This window comes from Thioclava sp. F36-7, assembly GCF_002020075.1.
Lineage (GTDB): Bacteria > Pseudomonadota > Alphaproteobacteria > Rhodobacterales > Rhodobacteraceae > Thioclava > Thioclava sediminum.
Map to the genome: position 1 here is coordinate 24,322 of NZ_MPZR01000004.1, position 16,578 is coordinate 40,899.

General features: G+C 64.6%; 17 protein-coding genes. 9 read left to right on the forward strand and 8 right to left on the reverse strand.

Annotated features, from left to right (window positions below; genetic code table 11):
* Positions 1 to 75 precede the first annotated feature (75 nt).
* From BMI89_RS08085 to BMI89_RS20585, 3 genes are read left to right on the forward strand one after another with little or no spacing between them, the layout of a single operon-like run.
* Entirely contained in the window at positions 76 to 1,350 is a 1,275-nt protein-coding gene (locus BMI89_RS08085) for an agmatinase family protein (protein WP_210402152.1), read from the forward strand.
* A gap of 3 nt (positions 1,351 to 1,353) precedes the next feature.
* Entirely contained in the window at positions 1,354 to 1,842 is a 489-nt protein-coding gene (locus tag BMI89_RS08090) for a hypothetical protein (RefSeq protein ID WP_078570542.1), read from the forward strand.
* Positions 1,839 to 2,003 (forward strand): peptidase M23, encoded by a 165-nt coding sequence (locus tag BMI89_RS20585; RefSeq protein WP_143593862.1) that lies wholly within the window; start codon positions 1,839 to 1,841, stop codon positions 2,001 to 2,003. The genes BMI89_RS08090 and BMI89_RS20585 overlap by 4 nt, the downstream gene beginning before the upstream one ends.
* A 44-nt stretch (positions 2,004 to 2,047) precedes the next feature.
* Here the strand turns inward: BMI89_RS20585 and BMI89_RS08095 are convergent, their stop codons facing one another.
* From BMI89_RS08095 to ehuB, 7 genes are all read right to left on the reverse strand, one after another.
* The gene (locus BMI89_RS08095) at positions 2,048 to 2,761 is read right to left on the reverse strand and encodes an aspartate/glutamate racemase family protein (RefSeq protein WP_078570543.1); all 714 of its coding nucleotides are present in this window, start codon (positions 2,759 to 2,761) and stop codon (positions 2,048 to 2,050) included.
* Complete coding sequence (locus tag BMI89_RS08100; protein ID WP_078570544.1) at positions 2,761 to 3,936, reverse strand: Xaa-Pro peptidase family protein; 1,176 nt, start codon at positions 3,934 to 3,936, stop codon at positions 2,761 to 2,763. Before BMI89_RS08100 ends, BMI89_RS08095 begins: the two co-directional genes overlap by 1 nt.
* Positions 3,929 to 4,975: a pyridoxal-phosphate dependent enzyme gene (locus tag BMI89_RS08105; protein WP_078570545.1), complete on the reverse strand. Its 1,047-nt coding sequence runs from the start codon at positions 4,973 to 4,975 to the stop codon at positions 3,929 to 3,931. The genes BMI89_RS08100 and BMI89_RS08105 overlap by 8 nt, the downstream gene beginning before the upstream one ends.
* A gap of 102 nt (positions 4,976 to 5,077) precedes the next feature.
* A complete protein-coding gene (gene ehuA, locus BMI89_RS08110) occupies positions 5,078 to 5,893 on the reverse strand; it encodes an ectoine/hydroxyectoine ABC transporter ATP-binding protein EhuA (RefSeq protein ID WP_078522757.1) in 816 nt (271 codons plus the stop codon).
* Positions 5,893 to 6,564, reverse strand: a complete 672-nt coding sequence (ehuD, locus tag BMI89_RS08115; protein ID WP_078541419.1) for an ectoine/hydroxyectoine ABC transporter permease subunit EhuD — start codon at positions 6,562 to 6,564, stop codon at positions 5,893 to 5,895. The genes ehuA and ehuD overlap by 1 nt, the downstream gene beginning before the upstream one ends.
* Before the next feature lie 3 nt (positions 6,565 to 6,567).
* Positions 6,568 to 7,233: an ectoine/hydroxyectoine ABC transporter permease subunit EhuC gene (ehuC, locus tag BMI89_RS08120; RefSeq protein WP_078551092.1), complete on the reverse strand. Its 666-nt coding sequence runs from the start codon at positions 7,231 to 7,233 to the stop codon at positions 6,568 to 6,570.
* A gap of 76 nt (positions 7,234 to 7,309) precedes the next feature.
* A complete protein-coding gene (gene ehuB, locus BMI89_RS08125; protein ID WP_078570546.1) occupies positions 7,310 to 8,152 on the reverse strand; it encodes an ectoine/hydroxyectoine ABC transporter substrate-binding protein EhuB in 843 nt (280 codons plus the stop codon).
* 410 nt (positions 8,153 to 8,562) lie between these two features.
* Here ehuB and BMI89_RS08130 point away from each other — a divergent pair, with 410 nt between their 5' ends.
* Together BMI89_RS08130 and BMI89_RS08135 are read left to right on the forward strand one after the other, a co-directional pair.
* Entirely contained in the window at positions 8,563 to 9,267 is a 705-nt protein-coding gene (locus tag BMI89_RS08130) for a GntR family transcriptional regulator (RefSeq protein WP_078570547.1), read from the forward strand.
* Between the two features lie 171 nt (positions 9,268 to 9,438).
* Positions 9,439 to 11,337, forward strand: a complete 1,899-nt coding sequence (locus BMI89_RS08135; RefSeq protein WP_168176783.1) for a glycoside hydrolase family 15 protein — start codon at positions 9,439 to 9,441, stop codon at positions 11,335 to 11,337.
* A gap of 69 nt (positions 11,338 to 11,406) precedes the next feature.
* Here the strand turns inward: BMI89_RS08135 and BMI89_RS08140 are convergent, their stop codons facing one another.
* The gene (locus tag BMI89_RS08140; protein WP_078570549.1) at positions 11,407 to 12,228 is read right to left on the reverse strand and encodes a response regulator; all 822 of its coding nucleotides are present in this window, start codon (positions 12,226 to 12,228) and stop codon (positions 11,407 to 11,409) included.
* 97 nt (positions 12,229 to 12,325) lie between these two features.
* On the opposite strand from BMI89_RS08140, the gene BMI89_RS08145 reads away from it, so the two are divergent.
* The 4 genes from BMI89_RS08145 (at position 12,326) to BMI89_RS08160 (ending at position 16,540) form a co-directional block, all read left to right on the forward strand.
* The gene (locus BMI89_RS08145; protein WP_078522790.1) at positions 12,326 to 12,472 is read left to right on the forward strand and encodes a NepR family anti-sigma factor; all 147 of its coding nucleotides are present in this window, start codon (positions 12,326 to 12,328) and stop codon (positions 12,470 to 12,472) included.
* Entirely contained in the window at positions 12,469 to 13,059 is a 591-nt protein-coding gene (locus BMI89_RS08150) for an RNA polymerase sigma factor (protein ID WP_078522749.1), read from the forward strand. The genes BMI89_RS08145 and BMI89_RS08150 overlap by 4 nt, the downstream gene beginning before the upstream one ends.
* The gene (locus BMI89_RS08155) at positions 13,056 to 14,906 is read left to right on the forward strand and encodes a histidine kinase dimerization/phosphoacceptor domain -containing protein (RefSeq protein WP_078570550.1); all 1,851 of its coding nucleotides are present in this window, start codon (positions 13,056 to 13,058) and stop codon (positions 14,904 to 14,906) included. The genes BMI89_RS08150 and BMI89_RS08155 overlap by 4 nt, the downstream gene beginning before the upstream one ends.
* 62 nt (positions 14,907 to 14,968) lie before the next feature.
* Positions 14,969 to 16,540, forward strand: a complete 1,572-nt coding sequence (locus BMI89_RS08160; protein ID WP_078570551.1) for a phospholipase D-like domain-containing protein — start codon at positions 14,969 to 14,971, stop codon at positions 16,538 to 16,540.
* Positions 16,541 to 16,578: the final 38 nt, after the last annotated feature.

Here is a 16,578-nt window from a genome sequence, read left to right on the forward strand (position 1 = left end):
GGCCCCGCGCGCGGGCCGCCGCCAAGGTCCAGACAGCCTGCCCCGATCAGGGGCTTCGATAGATTGGAGACAGAGATGTTCCATGACCTGCCAGGCGGGCGATCGCGCCCGCACCACCCGCAAGCGGCCATCGCGGCGCATGCCCTGCGCGAGCGCCGCCAGCACCACCCGGACCTGACCAAGCTCGCCGGCTGGAAGGCGATGCGCAAAGAGGCGGAACTCCCCGAAGGCCGCTGGGACGAGGAACGCCGCTGGGCGCTGCGCATGGGTCTGACCGGCGCGGACAGCATCGAGGACAAGTCGATCCCGACCTTCGCGCGCGGCGAGCTGCCCCATTACGCGGGCATCAACACCTTCCTGAAAGCGCCCTATGCCGAGGACGTGCTGGAGGTCTCGCATTACGACGCGACCGTGCTGGGCATCCCCTTCGACGGCGGCACCACCTATCGCGCGGGCACCCGCTTCGGGCCGCAGGGCGTGCGCAAGATCTCCGCGCTCTACACGCCCTACAACTACGAGATCGGCGTCGACCTACGCGAGCAGATGACGCTCTGCGATGCGGGCGACGTGTTCACCATCCCGGCGAATATCGAGAAGAGCTTCGACCAGATCAGCCGCGCGGTCAGCCACGTCTTCTCCTCGGGCTCGCTCCCGATCATGATCGGCGGCGACCACTCGATCGGCTTTCCCTGCGTGCGCGGCATCGCCGAATGCACCTCGAAGAAGATCGGCATCGTCCATTTCGACCGCCATGCCGACATTCAGGAAAAAGACCTCGACGAGCGGATGCACACCACGCCGTGGTTCCACTCGACCAACCTGCCCAACGTGCCTGCGAAGAACCTCGTGCAGATCGGCATCGGCGGCTGGCAGGTCCCGCGCGAGGCGGTGAAGGTCGCGCGCGAGCGTGAGACCAACATCATCACCATGGGCGACATGGAGAAGATGGGCATCGACAAGACGATCGAGATGGCGCTCGAAATGGCGTGGGAAGGGGTCGACATGGTCTACATGTCCTTCGATATCGACTCCATCGATTGCGGCTTCGTGCCCGGCACCGGCTGGCCCGAACCGGGCGGCTTCCTGCCCCGCGAGGCGCTGGCGCTGGCCTCCGGCATCGCCGCCGAGGGCATCTGCGGGATGGAGCTGGTCGAGGTCGCGCCGCCCTACGACGTGTCCGACATCACCGCGCTGATGGGCACGCGGGTGATCGTGGATGTGCTGGGCTCGCTGGTCGCCAATGGCAAACTCGGCGCGCATCGCAAGCATATCGACAAGCCCGTCTCGCTGCCCCATGGCGAGTTTGAGGGCAAGCGCTGGTCGAATTCCGAACCGCATAAGGTGGGCTGAGCCATGCCGCATGATCACGCCCCCCACGGGCACCATCACCACCACGATCACGGGCACAGCCACGGGCATTCCCATGACCACGCGCATCACGGGCATGGTCACAACCACGCCCATGGCGAGCATCTGCACAGCCACATGCAGCACGAGGACGAGGCGGCGGACCTGCAGGTTCTCGCCACCCAGTTCATCGACGGCTTCATGCAGGCCTCCGACAAGACGAGCTATCTCAAGCTCGCGGGTGTCCCCTTCGAGCGTCCCTCGTCCACGGGGCCGAAATCGCTGAAACTCGTGGATGTGGAGCTGAAGACCGAATGGCAGGTGGGCACCGCCTCGCCCTCCTTCGGCTCGCGTGAACTGTCCTACCTTCCGTTCCCGGGCGAGATGGTCCGCGAACGCACCAACATGTCGCTGATCTACGTGTCGATGGACGAGAAATCCGTGCTCGACATCCGCGACTTCCTGACTCAACGCAAGAAAGAGATCGACCAATGAAGACCAGCTTCGCAACGCTTCTGGGCGCAACGCTCGCCAGCCCGGCCCTCGCGCATTCCGGCACGCATTTCCATACCCACGGTGTCGAGCCGATGCTGATCGTCGGCGTCGCCGCCCTCGCGGTCTATGGCATCGTCGAATTCGTCAGATCGCGCCGCTGATTTTTCGAAACGACCTTACAAGGCGCCCCGACGGGCGCCTTGTTTCACTTCGGCTCCCCCAGCCCCGCCAGCTTTCGCATATGCCAAGCCAGCGCCTGATTTGAGCTGAGCACCGGCATCCCGAGCCCCGCTTTCAGCTCCGGCAAAATCCGCCGCGTGCGCAGGTTGGTGCAGGACAGGAAAATCCCGTCCAGCTTGGCCTGCCCCGCAAGGCTTCGCGCGGCCTCCGCGATCGAGGCCGGGTCGATCCGCGCCACCCGCGCCTCAACCTCCTCGCCGAAAGACAGCGTCGCGGGGACGGTGATCCCCGCGGCGACAAAGGCCGCCCGCAAAGGCTCCGCGACCGAGGCGACATAGGGCGAGACGATGCCCACGCGCTCCAGCCCGAGATCGGAAATCGCGGCCAGCGCGGCGCTCAGCGGATCGGTCACATGCCGCGTCGTGACGCCCGCCATGACATTCGCCCGCACCTCTTGCGGCCCGATCAGCGTCGCGCCAGAGGTGCAGCCATAGCCCACCACATCGAACGTCGCCGCAGGCGGCAGCAGCGCCGCCGCGCCGCTCAAAGCGCGCTCCATCTCGGCGATGCTCGACGGGGTCAGGTCATCGCCCGAATGGACGCGCGTGACATGCATCCGCGCGTCACCCGGCGGGATGTAGCGGCGGAATTCATCCTCGATGGTCTCGTCCACACGCAGCACGATCAGCCCCATCGTCGGCGTGGCGTCTTCGCGAAGACGATAGGGGAAATCGGCCATCAGCTCAGCTCCGGCAGGGTTTCGGGGGCGCGCGGCGACAGCAGCTCCGCCCCGGTCGCGCGCAGGACGATGTTTTCCTCATGGACCAACAGGCGGCGCGGGCCATCCGCGGTCTCGACCCAAGCGCCGGGTTCCAGCGTCAGCACCATGCCCTCGCGCAGCTCCGTGTCGTCGCGCGGAGTGAAGGAGGGCCATTCCGTCAGCGTGATCCCCAGCCCATGGCCCAAACGTCCGCCGCCCGCCGCGACACCGCGCGCCGCGAGCCCCTCGACCATCAGACGATGCGCATCATGCGCCTGCATCCCGGGCCGCAGCTGCGCCATCACCGCCTCGGTCACCTCCCACAGCGCGGCATGGGTGCGCCGCACCGGCTCCGACGCCGGGCCGACCGAGAAATTGCGGTCGAAATCGCAGAAATACCCGTCGCGCACCGCACCGGTATCCAGCATCAACACATCGCCCGCCTGCAGCGGCTCGGGCCCGGCGGGCGAGATCACATCGTCATAGCCCGACGGCCCCGCAGCCCCGGCGACATAGCTGACCCAATCGGCCCCCTCCTCCAGAAGCGCCGATTGGAAGGCGCGGAAAATCCCGTCGAGCGGACGCCCCTGCCCCGCGAATTCCGGCACGCGCGCGAAGGCGCGCCCCGCGATGGCGCAGGCCGTGCGGATCTTCTCGATCTCCGCCTCGCTCTTGACCTCGCGCACCCGCTGGATCGCGGCGGTGCCGTCGATGAAGCGCCGCGGCGCGATACGCTCCCCGAGCCGCGCATAATCCGCGAGCGGCATCCGCAGCTGCGTCTCCAACCCCATCGGCACACCGATCTGCGCGCTCTCCGGAAGAAGATCGCAGAGCGTCTCGGCAAGCAGGCTCACACCGTCATCCTCAGGGTCGGGCGCATCCCAAGTGCGAACCTGCGTCATCCATGTGCGGCCCATCAGTTCCGCCCCGATGGAGGGGATCACCGAGATCGGGTCACCGCTGGCCGGAACGATCACGAACCACGGGCGCGCCGGGCTTTCCCAGAACCGGGTCAGGAAGCCCGTGACGTAGAAGATATCCGCAGCCGAGGTCAGGAACAGCGCCTCCAGACCCTGTGCGCTCATCTCGGCCTGCAGGCGACCGACGCGGGTGCGAAACTCCTCCGCCGGGAAGATGAGCGAGCGCTCAGCCATCTTCCGGGCCTTCGCTGAGGATCGCGAGAACCCGTGCCTCCGGTCCCAGCGACATTCCGGCAAGCAGAGCCGCCAGCCCGGCCCCACCCGAAGGCGTCGTGGCCAGCCCGTGCGCTGCGAGGATATCGACGCCGGACTGCGCCTCGGCTTCGGTGATCGTGGCGAAGCGATCCGCGTCGCGCGACAGACCCGCCAGCGCCACCATCGAAGGCGTCTTGCAATCGAGCCGCCCCATCGCGGAGACCGGCCCTTCCGTGCTCACCAGATGGCCTGCGCGAATGCTCTCGATCAGCGCGGGAGCCGCATCGGGTTCGACCACGATGATCTGAGGCCCGTTGCCCCAAGCCAGCCGCGCATGCGCCGCGACGGCGGCCGCCAGACCGCCGACCCCGGCCTGCAGCAGGATATGTGTCGGCGGTGCGTCGATCTGCGCGACGGCCTCGGCGGCAAGCTGGGTGTAGCCCTCCATCACCCGCAGCGGCAGTTCGACATAGCCCTCCCACGAGCTGTCCGACAGAAGCGTCCAGCCGTTCTCCGCGGCGGCGGTCTCGGCGGCCTCCATGCTCGCTTGATACTCCGCGCCAGCCCGCACGACCTCAGCCCCGCGTGCCTCCAACCGCGCGGCGAAGGCGGCGGGCACGGTCTCGGCCAGATAGATGATCGCGCGGGCCCCGAATATCCGCGCACCTGCTGCGACCGAGAGGCCGTGGTTGCCTGCGCTGGCCGCGACATAGGTCTCACCGGAGAGGGCCGTTTGCAGGTCGCCGCCTTCGGCCCTCGCCGCCGCCTCCCGGGCAATCGCATGGACCGCGCCCAGCGCCTTGAAGCTGCCAAGCCCCATGCGCTCACGCTCGTCCTTGATCCAGACCTTGCCGACCCGGGCAAGCTGCGCAATCTCGGGCGCCGCACGCAGCGGGGTCTCGCGATGGGCCGGACATTGGGCGAGCAGGCGGGCCACGCCCGAGGCATCCGCGATGGGCTGAACACCCTCCGGATCGAGCCCGTCACCGCGCCAGGGATTGTCTATGATGATCGGCATGTCGGCCCCTCGCTGCGATGGAAGCAGGCCCATAAGGCAACGAGACGTCCGCGCACGCAATGACCTTTTCAGAAAGGCCATTGCGCGAAATCGTGAGGCGCGTCAGTCGGCCTCTTTCACCGCCGAGAGGAATTGCTGCGTGCGCTCTTTCTGCGGGTTGCCGAACAGATCCTCGGGGGCGCCCTGCTCTTCGATCTTGCCGTCGAAGAAGAAGCAGACCCGATCCGAGATGTCCTTCGCGAAGCCCATCTGGTGCGTCACCATCAGCATCGTCAGATTGTGCTTCTCCACGAGCGACCGGATCACATTGGTCACCTCGCCGATCACCTCCGGGTCGAGCGCGGAGGTCACCTCGTCGAACAGCATCACCTTGGGGCGCATCGCCAGCGCCCGCGCGATCGCCACGCGCTGCTGCTGACCGCCCGAGAGCCGCGAGGGGTGCTGGTCGCGCTTGTCGGACATGCCCACGAGCTCCAGCAGTTCCTCGGCCCGTTCGCGCGCCTCGGCCTTCTTCATGCCCAGCACCTGCACCGGGCCTTCCATGCAATTCTCTAGCGCGGTCATATGCGGGAAGAGATTGAAATGCTGGAAACACATTCCGATCTGGCTGCGCGCCTTGCGCAGATATTTGCGGTCCGCGGGCACCAGCTTGCCGTTCTTCTCCATATGGGTCAGCGGCTTGCCGTCCACGTAGATTACGCCCTCGTTAATCGTCTCGAGCGTCATCAGCATCCGCAGTACGGTCGTCTTGCCCGAGCCGGACGGGCCGATGATCGTGACCATTTCCCCCTCGGCCACGTCGAGATCGAGCTGGTCGAGCACCACCAGATCGCCATAGCGCTTGGTGACTTTCAGGAACCGCACCATCGGCACATTGTCGCCCGTCAGTTCGAGCGGATAGTTCGAAAGGTCTTCCATCATTTCAATCCGAGTTTACGCCGCACGCGATCCTCGAAGACGCGGATCAGGGCAGCGGTGGGAAGCGAGATGGCGAGGAAGATGATCCCCACCAGCGTATAGGGTTCGAGATAGCGATAGCTCGACGAGCCGATCGCATTCGCGGTGTGCATCAGTTCTGCCACCCCGATCACCGAGAGCATCGGCGTGTCCTTGAAGATCCCCACGAGGTAGTTGCCCATCCCCGCCAGCGCGGGCGGAATGGCCTGCGGGATGACGATGCGCCAGTAGGTGTCGCGGGTCGACATGTTCAGCGCGGTGCAGGCCTCCCATTGGCCCTTCGGCACCGCGTCGAGACCGCCGCGATAGACCTCCGACAGATAGGCCGAATAGTGCAGACCGATCGCGATCATGCCTGCCGTCCACGGCCCCAGCTTCAGACCGAATTGCGGGCCCACGTAATAGACGAAGAAGATCTGCAGGATCAGCGGCGTCGAGCGGATGAACTCGATGAATTCGCGCACGACCTTGGTCAGGACCCAGTAGGGCGTGCGTTGGGCCAGCGCGAAGACCATGCCCAGCACCACCGCGATGGCATAGCCGAAGCCTGCCGCCATCAGCGTGTTGAGCGTCGCATGCATCAGCTTGGGCAGGATTTCCCAAGTGAATTCCCAGTTCCAGTTGAACCCCATGGATCAGGCCCTCCCCAGCTTGCGCCGCATGACCAGCTCCAGCCAGCGCATGAACGGCGTCACGATGAAGCGCGCAAAGACGTAGTAGATGATCAGCGCCGTGCCGAAGGTCTGCGCCGAGAGGAAGGTGGAGCCGTTGATCTGCTTGGCTTCGAACATCAGGTCCGACACGGAGATCAGCGCGACCAGCGCGGTGTTCTTCAGCAGTTCGATCAGCAGGTTGCCCCAAGGCGGCAGCATGTTGACGAAAGCCTGCGGCAGGATGATCCGCCACATCCGCCTCATCGGGCTCATCGACAGCGCATAGGCCGCCTCCCATTGCCCCTTCGGCACGGACTGGATGCCGCCGCGCACCAGCTCGGCGCCGTAGGCCCCGAGGTTCATCCCCACCGCGACGAAGCCCGCGGTGAATTTCGGCAGCGTCAGCCCGAACAGCGGCAGCACGAAGAAGATCCAGTACAGCTGGACCAGCAGCGAGGTGCCGCGGAAAATTTCGATATAGACGACGGCGATGCCCCGGATCAGCCCGTTGCGCGAGAGCTTCATCAGCCCGGCAACAAGCGCGATGACGATCGCCAGAGCGGACGCCAGAAAAAACTGGCCCGCCGTCACGAGCGTGCCGTCCCAGAAGCGCGGCCCGTATTCTTTCAAAAATTCTATGTAACTCATTCCCGTCCCGCCCCGGCGGTGAATGTCAAAATGGACGGGCCATGCGCTGGCCCGTCCATATCTTCAGCAGTTGCGCTTAGCGCATCTTGCAGACTTCAGCCGAAGTCTTGTCGCCCGGCAGGTTGTCCTTGGAATAACCGTATTCCTCAACAGCCTTCATCATGGCGTCCGAACCGAGATACTTCTTCTGGGCTTCGTTGAACTTGTCGACGAAGTCCTGATCCGCCTTGCGGAAGCCGATGCCGACCCAGTTCTGGGTCCATTCCGGCAGCTGACTCACGTCCGACACTTCAACCGAACCGTCCGATTGCTTGGCGAGGTTCTGCGCGGTGAAGTAGGTCACGCCACCTGCATCCGCACGACCCGCTTTCACGGCGGCGAGGATTTCGGTCGGACCCGGCACGGTCATGACATTGCTGTCTTCGATGCCGCCCTTGGCTGCGGATTCCACCTGGTTGTAGCCCGCACCCGTCACGAAGGTCGCGCCAGCCTTGGCGACCTGCTCGTAGTTGTTCAGGTCCTTCGGGTTGCCCTTCGGCACGATGAACGCATCGCCCACCTTCGCCATCGGCTCCGAGAACGCGACGTTCTGGCAGCGCGAGTTGAGGATGTAGAGACCGCCCGTGACCATGTCGAAGCGGTTCGCGTTGAGGCCCGGGATCAGCCCGCCCCAATCGGTCACGACGGGGGTGATGTTGTCATAGCCCATCTCGTGGAGCACACCCAGAACATAGGCGTTCACGAAGCCCAGCGGCTTGTTGTCTTCGCCCGGATAGGCCCACGGAACTTCGTTCGCAAAGCCGATGCGGATCGGCTCGCCCGAGTTGATACGGTCCATCAGGGGTCCGGCCAGTGCGGCGGTGGCGCTCATGGCGAGGCCCATACCGGCAGCGGCGACAGATTTCCAAATCGATTTCATGCGTCTCTCCTGTTGGCTCTTGTTAACGGAAAGCCGAAAGCCTTCCGCGCTTGATGTACACAACACCTATGAGATTCCGGGGAGTGTCAAGCAGATCACATTGATTATACAGGGTTGCCAGACAGATATCGTGGGCTTGTGAAGTTCCCTGCGCAGATGTTGTGCACCAATATTGCCCAATATCGCAGCGTTGAACACGGAACGCGCATATCTCGCGCGCCCGTGCGGACGCAGTGCAGGCCCCGTGCAGGTCCTGTGCGGGCAACAACCTCCGCATCGGGCCGATTGCTCCGCCCCCACAGGCGCAATATGTGAAATCAAATGCCTTTTGGTCCGTCGCCGCGAAGCAGATTGACCTGCGCGCCGCCGCCGCCGATCATGGCCCTCGCGCGAAGAGACGACAAAACCCGATGAACGAGATACCCCTGATCCCTCGGCAAACCGAACCGGAACGACTGCGTGGCCGCGACCGCTTGGATCTCATCCATGCCGAAATCCGTAGCCGCATCTGCCTGCTCGACTACCCGCCCGGCATGCGCCTGTCGGAAACCGCGCTGGCGTCCGAATTCGGCATCTCGCGAACACCGCTGCGCCGGGTGCTGGCGCGGCTCGAGGATGACGGGTTGCTGCGCTCGATGCATGGGGTCGGCACGTTCGTCACCGATGTCGATTACACCGAACTTGCTCAGGTCTTCCGGCTGCGGCGCGAACTCACGGTGCTGCAGACCACGCTCGACCCGGTGCCGCCAAGCGCCGCGCTGATCGCGTCTTTTGTCAAGCTTCAGGAACGCGGCCGCGCCCTTGTCGATGCACCCACCGCCCGCGCTTTCGCCGAGCTGGACCGCGATACCTTCCTCTGCCTGCTGGACCTGACCGCGAATGCGCCGCTGAGGGAAATGTCGGAGGCGCTGTATTTCCGCACGGCCCGGATCTGGCTGCAGCAGGTCACCGCCTCGCAGATCGACCTGATGCAGGAGATCGAGATCTACAATGACGAGCTGCGCGACATCCTGCGCGCCTTGCGGCTCGGCGATCTCGATGCGCTCGGCCATATGCGGCGCGGCCATATCTCCATGAGCTTCGCGCGGATGCCCGTCCTGATCAAAGCGCCCTAGCGGACGACTGGAGGCCGCAGCCTCCGCGACCGGGTTTACCCCACGCGGGGCTCTCGAGTGCACACGGTTTGTTCAAGGAACTGCGGCGCGGCGGGTCCGTTCGACCAATGAGAGGGATGTGACTGACTCCGAGGGCGACGCCCGGAGATGCTGACGAAGGACATGCATTCCATGACCGATCTCACTCACCCTTCCGCCGACCGATCCGCGAAGACCACGCCCGATCCGGACAGCCCGCCGCTGCGCTTTCTCGAAGGGCGCCGGGGCTACCTCCCGATTGGCGATTACGCGGTGATCGGGGATACGCGCACGGCGGCGCTGGTGGCCCGCGACGGCGCGATCGATTGGCTCTGCGGCCCCGATTTCGACGGCGATCCGGTCTTCGGGCGGCTGCTCGACCAGTTTCGCGGCGGGACGTTCTACCTTGGCCCGGTGCCGGATGCGGACCGCCCGACCACCCCCGAACGCGCCTATGAAGACTACGGCCCGATCCTGACCACGACCCACCCGACCGAAGCCGGGCAGCTCAAGGTCACCGACTTCATGAACCTCCCGGACTCGCTCGAAGAAGCGGCGAGCTTCGGGCGTTCCGTCGTGCGGCTGTTCGAGGCGCAGGAGGGGGACGCCGAAGTCGAAATCTGCATCGCCCCACGCTGCGATTACGCGCTGAACACCCCGGATTTCATCCGCCGCGGCCTGGGCAGCTGGCAATTCACGCAAGACGGCGACATCGTCCTGATCGACAGCTCCATCGAGTTGGAGATCGAAGGCTCGGGCCGGCTGAACGGGCGCGGCACCCTCGCCGCCGGAGAGGAAGGCTACGTCACCCTCACCATCACCCAAGGCGGTCACGGCCATGTCGGCGGGATGGACGCGGCCCATAAGGCGCTCGCCGCCACCCGCGAGGCATGGCGCAAGCGACAGTCGAAGACGGATTTCAGCGACGGGCCTTTCTCCGGGTCGCTCAAACGCTCGCTGATGGCCCTGCAGCTGCTGGTCCATGCGCCCACTGGCGCGGTGATCGCCGCGCCGACGATGGGCCTGCCCGAGGTGATCGGCGGTATCCGCAATTACGATTATCGCTATTGCTGGCTGCGCGACGCCTATTTCGTCCTGCATGCCTTTCTCGATCAGGGCCTGACCGGCGAGGCCGACGCGTTCTTCCGCTGGCTGATGGCGGCCACGCGCGAAACCGCGCCGGAGCTGGGCACGCTCTACACGGTGCGGGGCGACAGCGACGTCTCGCTGCACAAGCTGCAGACGGTCGAGGGCTACCGCCACTCGGCCCCGGTGCAATTTGGCAACGGCGCTGCGACGCAGCTGCAACTCGATGCGTACGGCTCGATGATCATGGCCGCGCGCGCCTATGTCGAAGCGGGCGGCGAGCTGCATCCCGGCGAAGGTATCCGGCTTGCGAATTTCGCGGATGTCGTGGTCTCGCAATGGACCCGGCCCGATAACGGGATCTGGGAAATGCCCGATCCGCGCCGCCACCACACCTATTCCAAGGCGATGTGCTGGGGCGCGCTGAACGCGGTGATCGCGCTGGTCGAGCGCGGCGTGATCGATGCCGACACGAAGCTCTGGAAGGCCGAGCGCGCCGCGATCGAGGCGCTGATCCGGGAAGAGGCGTGGAATGAGAAGATCGGCGCCTTCACCGGGGCGATTGGCGAAGATTGGCTCGATGCGAGCGTTCTGCTGATGCCGCGCATCGGGGTGATCGCAGCCGACGATCCGAAGATGGCCGCGACCTACACCGCGATCCGCGAGCGGCTGGGCTCGGGCGTCCATCTGCGGCGCTACGACCTGCGGGAAGACGGGCTGCCTGGCGTCGAGGGGTATTTCAACGCCTGCGGCTTCTGGGCGGCGGATTACCTCGTGCGGGCGGGGCGGCTCGACGATGCCAAAACCCAGATCAAGGGGATGCTGAAAGCCACTACCGATCTTGGCCTGATGGCGGAAGAGCACGACCCGGAGACCGGCGCGCAGCTGGGCAACTTCCCGCAAGGACTGTCCCATGCCGGGATGATCGCGGCGATCACCGCCTATCGTTCGGCCGTGAAGGGCTGACCGCCTTCAACGAAAAGCCGCGCGACCCGCATGTGAAAAAGGCAGCCCCGATCCCCGGAGTCGCCTTTTTCATGTGTTCGCCTGATCCGGCCGATAGGCCGCGAGCGTCTCCGTGGAGGAGAAGAACATGGCCTGGCTGACTGCCGATTGCACCTGGCTCTCGGTGTAGGGCTTGGTGATCAGGAACGCGGGTTCAGGCCGCTCGCCGGTCAGCAGACGCTCCGGGAAGGCCGTGATGAAGACGACGGGAAGTTCGTTGCCGAACTGCGCGAGAATGTCGTTCACCGCGTCGATACCCGAGGAATTGTCCGCCAACTGAATGTCGGCAAGGATCAGGTCGGGCTTGTCGGTCGAGGCAAGCTCCACCGCCTCGGTCCGGGTCCGGGCGATACCGGTGATCTGGTGACCCATATCCTCGACGATGGCACGAATATCCATCGCGATGATCGCCTCGTCCTCGATGATCATCACCTTGCCCGCGACGGAGGTTTCCATCTCGCGGATCGCGATGTCGATCAGTTCCTTCGCCTCGTCGGTGTCGACCTGCATGATCGTGCCGATTTCCTCGACGCGGAACCCCTCGATCGAGTGCAGCAGAAGTGCCTCGCGCGTGTTCGGCGTGAGCGTCGACATGTGATCCTGCGCGCGTGCCGACAGCCGGTTGTCCGGCTCGCCCAGCGGTGCGCCCGCGGAGGCCCAGACCAGATGGAAGGCGTGGAACAATGCGAGCTTCGGATCGTTATTCTCGAAAGGCGTCGTGTCTTCGAGTATGGCCTCGAGCGTAGCCGCGGCGTATCTGTCGCCGCTGTCCTGGCTGCCGGTAAGGGCTCGGGCGTAGCGCCGCAGATACGGCAGGTTGGCTCCGATGGTGCCGGCGATGTCTTCGGACATGAAAACCCCCTTTTGCGTTTTTTCGGGAACCAAACTCTCTGGCCCCGCGTTCGGTTCCGTGCAAAATGAGTGGGATCGAAACCGGATGTATAGTGATATGGCAGACGAAAAGCCTAAGTCCAGTATCAGGGACCAGATCAATCAAAACCTGAAGAAGGTTTATGAGGAGGCGCTTCAGGAAGAAGTGCCAGATCGGTTCAAAGACTTGCTGGCGCAACTCAAGGCGAAGGAGGGCGAAAAATGACTTCGTCCTCCAAAGCCAACTCGTCTACCGAAGCCCGCGATCCGCGTGAGGAACTGCCCGATCATCTCGGGGCCCTGCGCGCCTTCGCCCTGTCGCTGACCCGGAATTCGGCCTCTGCCGACGACCTCGTGCAGGACACGATCGTCAAGGCGTGGTCGAATATCGAGAAATTCGAGCGCGGCACGAACCTGCGTGCGTGGCTCTTCACGATCCTGCGCAATACCTTCTACTCGGACCGCCGAAAGCGTAAGCGCGAGGTTGCAGACCCCGAGGGTATCCACGCGGCTTCGCTCTACGAGAAACCTGCGCATGACGGACGTCTCGCGATGAACGATTTCGTCGTGGCCTTCGATCAGCTCAGCCCCGAACATCGCGAGGTTCTGACCCTCGTCGGCGCCTCGGGCTTCTCCTACGAGGAAGCCGCCGGAATGATGGGCGTCGCAGTCGGGACGGTGAAAAGTCGTGCCAACCGAGCCCGCGCCCGGCTTGCGGAGATGCTCGGGCTGGAAGAAGGTGAAGACATTCTGTCCGGCTCGGATCGAAATTCGCTGGCCGTGATGGGCAAATCCGGAGTTGCCGCCGCATGAATTCGGAAGCCGCGAAAGCGGCAGACGACGAGCACTACAGTGACCACGCCCCGTTTCAAGCTCGGAAACGGGGCGTCATTCCCTTTTTTGACGGGCTTGGCGTGCGTCTGGCCTTCATGCTGGCCGTTGCGCTCTTTCCCCTGCTGATCATCGCCGTGCTGCAATCGACCTCGGTCGTTCGCGAAGCGCAGGCGCGCTCCGAGGCTGCCCTGATGGGCGAGACGATGCGCGCCGTCGCAGGCGAGACGCGGGTGATCCAGCACGCGCAGGATGCAGCCCGCGTCCTTGCCAGCACCGTCCAACCGCTCGTGGGTAGTGACGAGGCCTGCTCGAACTGGATGCGGCAGATCTCGGGCGCGTTCCCCGAGTTCTCGCTGGTCGCCTTCATTCCCGACAGCGGCAAGATGAGCTGCTCGAACTCCGGCAAGAGTTACGATTTCAAAGGTCAGGACATCTTCGAGAGGATGATGACCGCGGATCGCACCAGCTTCTACGTCAATCGCGATGCGCCGGTGTCGGGCACCTCGGTTCTGGGCGTGGCCCATCCCGTCTACAACGCGGCGGGCGATCATATCGGGATCATCGCGATCTCGATGAGCCACTCCTCGCTTTCGCTGGCGAAAGACGGGCCGAAGCTCGCCGATGACCGGCCGCTGGTGATCATGACCTTCGACCGCGAGGGCACGATCCTGACCTCCTCGGACGGGCTGGCGAACACGCAGTCGCACCTGCCCGTCGACCGCTCGCTGAAGCTGCTGGCGGGCAATGGCGCGGTGACCTTCTCGGGAGATTCCAATCGCGGCATAGAGCGGGTCTATTCCGTCGTCGAACTCGTCCCCGACCAACTCTACGCACTCGGCAGCTGGCCCGCACAGGCGGCCTCCGCGCTGAGCCCCTTCGCCGATATCTCGCCGGTGCTGTTCCCCGCGCTGATGTGGATGGCGAGCCTGCTCGTCGCCTATTTCGCGATGCAGAAACTGGTGATCGGCCATGTCCGCAAACTGTCGAGCGCGATCACCAGCTTTGCCACCGGCAGCCGGATCGTGGGTAATCTCAACCTGTCGACCGCGCCTTCGGAAATCCGCGATCTCGCCGAAGCCTATGACCGGATGACCGAGACTATTCTGCATGACGAGGCCGAACTGGAAGACATGGTGCACCACAAGGAAGTGCTGCTCCGCGAGGTCCACCACCGGGTGAAGAACAACCTCCAGCTCATCGCCTCGATCATCAACATGCAGATGCGGCAGGCGCGCACGCCCGAAGCCAAGGGGCTGATGAAATCGCTGCAGGAGCGGGTCATCTCGCTCGCGACGATCCACCGCGGCCTCTACCAGACCTCCGGGCTCACCGATATCCGCGCGCAGGAGCTGCTGCCCGATATCGTGCGCCAGATCACCCGCCTTGCAACCGGGCCGGGGCGCCATGTCTCGGTCGATTGCCATATCGACGACATTCACCTGACGCCCGATCAGGCCGTGCCGCTTTCGCTTCTGCTTACCGAAGCGATGACCAACGCAATGAAATACGCCTCCGCCCGCGACGGCAAACCGAAACTCGACATCTCGCTGAACAAGCTCGAAGGGATGCAGGCGCGTCTCAGCGTGCGCAATACCGTCGACACGGACGCCCCGCCGCTGGAGGCTGTGGACGGTACCGGGCTGGGGTCGCAACTGGTCAACGCCTTCGTGCAACAGCTCTCCGGCACGATCGAGATCGAGACCACAGACGACGAGTACCTGCTCAATGCGGACTTCACATTGCGCCCCCTCGTCGAGAGCGAATTGCGTCACGAAGAGCGCTTGAAATCTCGGAAACACGAAACAGTTTCTGAAGAGAGCAATTGAGTGAGATACCTGCCGCGGCGACCTCTGGTCACCTTCGCGGCCGTTCAGAAAAAACGAGCCGCATGGAACGTCTTAAACAAGCCGGAGTTCACGCCGAGAGCCGCGTCAGACTGCTTTTGACAGCAGCCGAGGCTTATCCCGTGCTCGAGGATGCCTTCCTCGACTCGCGGCACTCGATCCACGGCTCCTTCCGCGTCTTCGACCTCAACACGAAGCTTAAATCGGATCGCGGGCGCGCCATCGGCGCGACCTGGTTCGACCTGATCATCCACCTGCTGAAACGTGGCGTGGCGATGCAGATCGACCTGACCGACTTCGACCCCTGCGCCAAGCCCGAGCTGCACCGCATGACGTGGTCGTCGATCCGCATGTTCTGCGCCGCGCGCGAACTGGCCGGGCCGAACGCCAATCTGCGGCTGCGCGCGCTGATGCATCCGGCGCAATCGGGCATCCTGCCGCGCACGATCTTCTGGCCCTATGTCTATTACAAGCTCGGCAACCATGCGAGCTGGCTCAACGAGATGGACGAGGCCAAGCGGCTGACGGCGATGCGCGACATGCCGGGGCTGCGGGAATATCTCAAGGCCGGATCGGACAAGAAAATTCACCGCAAGTTCCGCGGCGCGCCGCCGAAACTGTTCCCGGCGACGCATCACCAGAAGCTCGCCGTGTTCGACGACAAGAAGCTCTATATCGGCGGGCTGGATCTCGACAACCGCCGCTTCGACACGCCCCTCCACGAGCGCGACGGCGAGATGACCTGGCACGATGTGCAGCTGATGATGACCGGCCCCGTGGTCGCCGAAGCGAAGGCCCATCTGGAAACCTTCCACGAAAGCTGTGCCGGCGACAAACTCGCAAAGCCGCCGCGTCGCCTGCTCCGCACGATCTCGCAGCGGCGCAAATTCGCGACCCTCCGGATCGGGCCGAAGCTCTATCGGACCGAGATCGAGAACGCGCACGAGATGCTGATCGCGCGCGCGCAGAAGCTGATCTATCTCGAAAGCCAGTTCTTCCGCTCGCGCAACCTCGCAAATCATCTGGCCCGCGCCGCGCGCGAGAACCCCAATCTCAACCTGATCCTGATGCTGCCCGCCGTGCCCGAGACGCTGATGCTGGCCGACCGCCCGACCAGCGACGTGCGCTATGGCGAGTATCTTCAGGTCCGCGCGCTGGATACGATCCGGGAAGCCTTCGGCAGCCGCCTGTTCATCGGCTGCCCGGCGGAGCCGCGCCTCGCCGCTCCCGACGATGACGGGGCGATGCGCACCGGTGGCGCGCCGCTGATCTACGTCCATGCGAAAGTCTCGATCTTCGACGAGGACGCGGCGCTGATCACCTCCGCGAACCTCAACGGCCGGTCGCTGCACTGGGACAGCGAGGCGGGCGTCTATCTACGCCGCAACGACGGCATCCCGGCCATGCGCCGTCGCCTGATGCGCCATTGGCTGCCGCCCGCGCCGGAAGAGGCGTTCTTCGACCCGACGCGCGCGGTCTCGGCCTGGACCGAACTCGCACGCGAGAACGGCACCAAAGCCCCCGAGGACCGGGAAGGCTTCGTGCTCCCCTACGACATGGAAGCCGCGCGCAAAATTGCGCGCAAGCTGCCATTCATTCCCGAAGAGATGGTCTGATCCGCACTGGCGGATCGCGGGCGACGTTGCCTCATCTG